This is a genomic window from Vibrio sp. 2033 (genome assembly GCF_033339735.1).
In genome coordinates, this window is sequence record NZ_JAWOVC010000928.1 from 1 (window position 1) to 500 (window position 500).

The 500-nt window shown below is 46.6% G+C and carries 1 protein-coding gene; it reads left to right on the top strand.

What is annotated here, in order from left to right; all coding sequences use genetic code 11:
- Positions 1-318 (top strand): methylated-DNA--[protein]-cysteine S-methyltransferase (locus R7P74_RS29870; RefSeq protein WP_318124365.1); only part of this gene is annotated, 318 nt, incomplete at its 5' end.
- Positions 319-500 lie beyond the last annotated feature (182 nt).

Here is a 500-nt window from a genome sequence, read left to right on the forward strand (position 1 = left end):
TTGGACGAATACTTTTCGGGTCTGCGCAACGAATTTGATTTGCCTTTGGCAGCGACAGGTACCGATTTTCAAAATCAAGTGTGGCATGCGCTAACGACCATTCCATACGGCGAGACGTGGAGCTATCAAGATCTCGCCAACGCGATTGGCAACCCGAAAGCCGTACGTGCGGTTGGGTTAGCAAATGGCAAGAACCCTATTTCCATTGTGGTGCCTTGTCATCGCGTTATTGGTAAAAGTGGCAAACTGACTGGGTATGCTGGTGGGGTAGAACGCAAACAACGTTTGCTCGCATTAGAGCAAGGTACACCACTTTAAGTGAGGCGATTCTCATATTGTTGTTTGGCGTGCAACGCACGGTTGAGAATTGTGTAGAGTGGTTTATTTACGAACAAGATAACAAAGGATAACAAGGGCATGTATTTCAAAATGGATTTTGATGCATTCATGAGTGAGTGTTGGCAGCTGCACGAGGAAAAGCCAGAACAGGTCTATGCTCA